Source organism: Methylobacterium sp. AC315, assembly GCF_979253755.1.
Map to the genome: position 1 here is coordinate 1 of NZ_CEEDEA010000049.1, position 6,041 is coordinate 6,041.

The 6,041-nt window shown below is 59.7% G+C and carries 4 protein-coding genes; 2 read left to right on the forward strand and 2 right to left on the reverse strand.

All coding sequences use genetic code 11. The features are described 5' to 3' along the window. Window positions 1-1,105 precede the first annotated feature (1,105 nt). Window positions 1,106-1,273 carry a hypothetical protein gene (locus AC0IY0_RS28500; protein ID WP_471766433.1) on the forward strand — a complete coding sequence of 56 codons (168 nt, stop codon included), beginning with the start codon at window positions 1,106-1,108 and terminating at the stop codon, window positions 1,271-1,273. Between the two features lie 96 nt (window positions 1,274-1,369). Then, the gene (locus tag AC0IY0_RS28505) at window positions 1,370-2,443 is read left to right on the forward strand and encodes a hypothetical protein (RefSeq protein ID WP_471766434.1); all 1,074 of its coding nucleotides are present in this window, start codon (window positions 1,370-1,372) and stop codon (window positions 2,441-2,443) included. Window positions 2,444-2,593: 150 nt separating this feature from the next. On the opposite strand, the gene AC0IY0_RS28510 is transcribed toward AC0IY0_RS28505, so the two are convergent. Together AC0IY0_RS28510 and AC0IY0_RS28515 are read right to left on the reverse strand one after the other, a co-directional pair. After that, window positions 2,594-4,696: a recombinase family protein gene (locus tag AC0IY0_RS28510; protein WP_471766436.1), complete on the reverse strand. Its 2,103-nt coding sequence runs from the start codon at window positions 4,694-4,696 to the stop codon at window positions 2,594-2,596. Window positions 4,697-4,989: 293 nt separating this feature from the next. Next, window positions 4,990-5,907 carry a hypothetical protein gene (locus AC0IY0_RS28515; protein WP_471766437.1) on the reverse strand — a complete coding sequence of 306 codons (918 nt, stop codon included), beginning with the start codon at window positions 5,905-5,907 and terminating at the stop codon, window positions 4,990-4,992. Window positions 5,908-6,041 lie beyond the last annotated feature (134 nt).

The following is a 6,041-nucleotide window of genomic DNA, read 5'->3' on the forward strand; positions in this document are numbered from 1 at the left end:
GCATCCTGCATGAGCCGGGATCGGCAAAGCTTGATCGGATGCCAAACCTTCAGCACCGAAAGTGCGGAAGAACCAATCTTCAACGCTGTTTGACAGACCGCCCCCCTGACCGGCGGGGCCACGCTCAACCCGCAGGTGAAGCAGGCGACCGCAGAAGGTACTCTGGCCGTCCTCGACCTGGCGCTGGGCGGCGACGCGGCCCCGTTAGTGTCGTAGACCGAGAACTGGCAGCCAATCCTGGCTGTCGCCCCATTGCCCTTTACCATGGCGCCTCCGTTGCGGCGGCGCCCGACGGGACACAGAATCTGATGCGGCCCCAAAAGAGGAATCTTCATGTAGGCACAGTGGATCACACCCGCGCCGGCCGCACCGCGATTGTGGGTTCAGACACAAGCTCATACCTTGAATCAAGCATGGCACTCGCAAACAGCTGCCACGTTCAGTCGACCAAAACTCTGGGTTAAGCGAAAAAGATAGATCTCCATCTTTCGGCAAAACCTCAATAAGTTTAAATACCTTAGTATTCTTGATAGTGATTGTCTCGTGACCATTTTTCAGATCGCGCAAGGAATTGATCTACTACCCCAATGGACAAAGCCGCTTTTGTTCTTGCCGTGGCCTGAGCTGCAGCTGCGTCCGGCACATATTTAAGACTCTAGTCATCTGACCACAATGAGCTGGCGAAGGGCCTTCAATGGGGGTTGCGGAGATCGATGATGGTGCCGGCTACCACGGCTGCATGGCCGCTTGGGCATCGTCGAAAACGCAATCGCAGTATCACGTCGGGATTGGCAGTTGTCGGGTCGCGTTGGGCGCGGCGTACGGTGGCATTTGCACGCCACCGGGTCGGATCCGCGGGCACGAACCTCGCGAGCCGCGTGACCAAGCATTCGACGTCTCCGCGTTCTGTTTACATGCGATCATCGAGAAGGGCCGATCATCCGCCTCAAAAAAGGCGGCTGGGAAGGCGAATGGGCAATACCCAAGCCTATTCGACCTCAACGGTCGTCCGGCCAAGGCGATTGCGTCCATGGAGATGCCGTTGGGGTGGGTCCGCTGCCGAATGGTCCGCACCTCAATCCTCGGGGCTTCCGTGCAAGCGTAAGTGGCGCTCTATGCGCCCATCATCATTCTTACACTCGGGTTGCAGGGCGGATTCACGTTCGACCAGCAAACGGCCATTCACCGATCGGCCGACGACAGCCCTCCGTACGAGAACGCGATGATTGGCGACAAGCTGCGAAGCCGCGAAGATACCGGTGACGCGAATTGATCTCGACGACACTTGTCGATGTTGTCCATGCACGTTGTGTTAAGTGATTTTGGTCAACCAACGGTGCCGTAAGTCTTTTGTTCACTTCGGATAAGCATGATTGAGGAAGCTGCTGATCAAAGAATATTCGCTACAATGGTTCCAGTGATGCTCGAAGCCGTCAAGATGAGTGGTCCCGCTTCTCCCAAATGCACATGCACGCCCAGGGCCATAGTTGATGGATGCAAGCACAAAAAAGATGATCACGTCAAAGATTGTTACATCGACATACGATCTCACATTTCCAGTGTCTATCGAAGCATATCAGAACTTGAATGTCAAAACATCTTCACGCACTCACATCCACGTCGATGGGAACAGGTTCAATACAATCTGTTCATGGCGCAGGCTATCCAATCCGTTCGATCAGACACTTCGTTCTTCATTCAAGATCGGAGCAATCACTGCGGGGGGTGGAGTCTTTTCGACGGGATGATGGATGACGTAGCCGATGCGTTGATGAAGTCGTCCCTGCGATTCAATTTCGTCTGGACCGCATTCGAATGCATGATCAAAAAGCAGACTTTGCCGGCGCGTATTATATCGACCCTTAGCAACCAGAAGGGTGGCGGCGCCAGAAAGATGACCGAGACGATGCTGTCCCGCGAGCTCATGCTTCGCTTGGACGTTAGTTTCGCCATGCCTGCAGCCCTTCGATCCGCCAGAGATGCCGCACTTGCGGCGTGTGCCGTAGTCGGCGACATGGACGCAGACATCGAAGCTCTGACATCAAACCCCGAGAAGTGGGGCGGGGACGATACGATCACATTCTGCGCCGCCCTAGTCAGAACATTCCGGAACCATGTCGTTCACGGACAGGAGATGCTCGCGTGGCCAGATAACGACACGGTCCACGCGCGAATCCGAGGGCGATCCGATCAAGCCCGGATCGAGCGGCATGACATCATGAGCCGCATCATTCTACTCATCTTCCAGATGACGCTCATGATCGAGGTCTCAGAGGGAGTAACCGTCAGGGCGGGCGACGACGGCGAAGGCGAATGGGTCATGGTCGATCTTCTCGCCTTCCTGGAGGGTCTTCACCTGCATTCGTCCGGCACCGGGGGGGCGACTCCGGATCTGCTATGGACCCATAGCCGAAGTTCTGCCGGCGGAAGTGATGGCGCGTAGGGAAAAGTGCCGCCTCGCAAGGGTCGCCGCACGTTCGCGGCGGACCGCGACGCCGTAGATCACGAGCTTGGACGTCCGTTCTAAAAGACGGCCGTCGGTCCCAGAGGCGTCTTTCCGCCGACCCGGACCGCTCGTCGAGCCTCTCGTCCGTCACTGCCGCCAATGGTCGAAGGCTGTCAGCACCAAGCCTTCGACCGCTACGCTGCCGCGATCCGTCAAGATCGCGGTTGCAGAGGCCCAGATACCCCTCCTTACGATACGCCCCAGTGCCTGGAGAACGGTTCCACGGTTCCCGTAAAAGCTCGGAAGCTTCGAGAGGGGGACATCGTTCCTCAGGTGGAACAAGCCCGCGTCCATAAGCGACCTCGCATCGATCGCCCTGAGGTCGAGCTGCTCGAAGCAATGACTTATGGCCATCCAATCCTCGTCGGAAAGAGCCTGTACCCCGCTCTCCGCCAACGCCGCCATCCTTGCGCGTCGATCCGGATCCGCCATCCGTCCCCATTCCGTCGGCCCGAACGTCTCTTCGATCCGGCGCAGAACCGGTACCTGACGACCGCTCCTGTCGGTGGCTTCGAGGAGCCCATCGAGCCGCGCTTCCACGCGCAGCGTGTAGCCACGTCCACCCGGTGCAAACTCCAGGTCGACTCGCGGAACGAGGCGGCGGATGGCTGCAGCAAGCCTTTGATCCTCAACCGTCTCCAACGACGAAGGAATGCGCGCGACGAGGTCTGAAAGGGCACGTCGAAGATCGCAGGCGCGGTCCGCGGACAACATCAGATGCTTGTCCGTCCTCGGCAACCGCAGCAGCCGTTGCCGCTTGTCCGCGAGATCGGCCTCCCACGAGGTACGCCAGGCCGCGATCCTCTCGTTCGAGAAACCCGCCATCGAACCTTCGTCCCAGGTCTTCTCGATCCGACCATCGAGTTGGATGATCGCTGACTTCAATTCCTGTCGTTGAAGTTCGACCTCCCGTTCGATGCGGATGCACTCCGCCCGATATTCCTCCTCGAAGAGCTTGACGACCCCGCTCTCGAGAACCCGGTCTCGGATCAAGCGAAGGAGGTTCCGCTCGACATACTTGAGTCCGACGCTGTGCCCAATCGCGCACGTTTTCTTCTCGGCATGGCTTTCGCAAACCAGCCGCCGCCCTTCTACCGCGTTTTTCGTGAGCGCGATCATACGCGAGCCGCAGCGGCAGTGAATGGCATACGGAAGAAGCGGCTCGTGCTTGCTTCGCCGCGCCGGGGCCGCTCTCATCCGAGTGGTTTCGGAAATGCCGACCAAACGCTCCTGAGCGCGATCCCACAGTTCGTCGTCGACAATCCTCCACTCCGGGACCTGCTTTACCACCCATTCGCTACGCGGCCTTACGAGCAGATGCCGCTTGGCGGAATTCGGATGCCTGCGCGTCTCCGTTCGATTGTAGACGAGCAGACCCTTGTAGCGATGGTTCCTCAGGAGGCCGGTGCCGTCTTTGGCCGAACCTCGAATCGCAGCGGCGCTCCAGGTTTTTCCGTACGAGCTCGGGACGCCGTCGTTGTTGAGCAGGCGGGCGATCTCACGGACCGGAACGCCTTCGTCGAAGGTGACGTAGATGAACCGGACGATCGCCGCGGTAGCTTCGTCGACGACCAGATAGCCATGGCCCTGTGGAGCGGAGGCATATCCGAAGATCGCGCCCTTCGGAGCCCGTCCTTCGTTGGCCGCCAGGATCGACCCCTTTCGACTTCGGACCTTGAGCTGTTCCCGTTGTTCCGCGGATAGGAACCCATACATCGCGATCTCGGCAAGCCCGAGCCTGCCGCGCATGGCGGCATGCAACTGCACGCGGTGATATTCGAGCGTCCGGAACATTTCCCCGAGATGCCCCAGATCTCTCGAGAGTCGGTCGGCATCCTCGACGACGACGATGTCGAACGTGTTACCTGCGACCCTCGAAAGCAGATCATTCAGACCGTCTCGTCCGATCATGTAGGCACCGGATCTCGCGCGATCGACAAAGCTGTCGGCCGGCATTACGAGTTCGGCTCCGATCGTTTCAATGTATCTCAAGGACGCTTCGATCTGTCGCTCGATGCTGTTCTCATCCTGGTTCGACGTCGAGTACCTAGCGTAGATCACCGCACGAAGGCGCGGCTTGTGCTCTTCCGCCTTGGCTCGCGTATGCGCCGCCAGCCAAGACGGCGAAAGCAGATCGAGATTGGACTGCTTCAGCGTCGGGGATGCCGAACCCTGATCGTTTCGGTTCATGAACATATTCCTACGATATCGACCGACGCGAAGGTTCGTCGACCCTGCGGACGTATTTCGGTCATGGGTTTTCGGGGATCCGATCGCGTAGCGAGCGGACGACATTCGGCTGATGCGGCGTCCGACGCTTAGGTTCGGCGTCGAGGAGCTCGTATGCGGTCGCCGTTCGATCGACCGGAGCACGCCCCCCTCTTCACGGACGCGTTCCTCTTGGACGGTCCGCGAGAGTTCATTCATTTCCGGAAGCGGGAGTGGAGCGAACGCGTTTTCTTCCCGCCTCGCCCAGCTACCACCTACGGAAGCCGTTCGGGCCTCTGCGCCTTCCAGCGATCGAAGATCGTGACATCCAGATCGGCGACGGTTGGACTGGCGTGTGTCTGAAGAAGGGACACGACGCGATCCCACAGCCCCGTCTTCACGAGACGCGATGCAGCTGCCTGCAGGGTTACCGGGTTGCCGAAGTATTTCGGCGTGGCGGAAACCGGCACCGCAGTCCAGGCGTGGAACAACATCGCATCGAGCAGAAGCCTCGGGCCGAGTCTACGGGACCGGTAATCTCGGAAAAGGTGCTCCACCAGCTCCCAGTCGTCGTCGGCCAAAGCGAACAAGCCGACCCGCGCCGCGTGATCGGCGGCCGCGGCTTTCGACGGATCGCCCAGAACGCCGAATCTCGGCGCGTCGAACACCCGGTCGATCGTTCGAACGGTTTGCGCCTGTTGGTGCGCATGCGATCGGACCTGGATGATCAGCCGAAACCCGCGATCGGCTCGATCGAGATCCAATTCGATCCTGACGACGAGGCTCCGGAAGCTCCTGATGATCTGCCGGTCCCGTTCGTCCAACGCTCGAAACGGCACCCGTCGGGCCACTTCCGCGAATGCCCTTCGCAGATCCTCCGGAGCGTGATCCTCCGCGATTGCCGCGGACGGTCGGAGCTGGGAGAGCTCCTCGCTGGTCGCTACGAGGGCACTTTCCAGACGGACACGCTCCGCAAGCAGGCGTTCTATCGAGAAGCCGGCGGTCGACACCGGATCCAAAGTCCGCTCGAGTCGCCGCTCGATGGAGACGAAGCGGCGTTCCAGCGACGTACGCCGAAGTTGTCGCCCACCCTCCGTCCGCTTCGCTTCGCTCGCGATAAGCTCGCGATGCGTATCCGAAGCCGGTCCGAGCACGTCCTCGCACAGCATCTGCAGAACGCTTCTCTCGACCACGGTGTGTTTCGGCGTGCAACCTTGACCCCGTGAGGCGGGGGATCGGCGTCCAATTGGGGTTCTTCCGCACTTTCGGTGCTGAAGGTTTGGCATCCGATCAAGCTTTGCCGATCCCGGCTCATGCAGGATGCAGG

What these genes read in the sequence shown, in the direction of transcription:
- AC0IY0_RS28505 (WP_471766434.1), top strand. Translation starts at nt 1,370, where the DNA reads ATGATTGAGGAAGCTGCTGATCAAAGAATATTCGCTACAATGGTTCCA.
- AC0IY0_RS28510 (WP_471766436.1), bottom strand. Translation starts at nt 4,696, where the DNA reads ATGAACCGAAACGATCAGGGTTCGGCATCCCCGACGCTGAAGCAGTCC.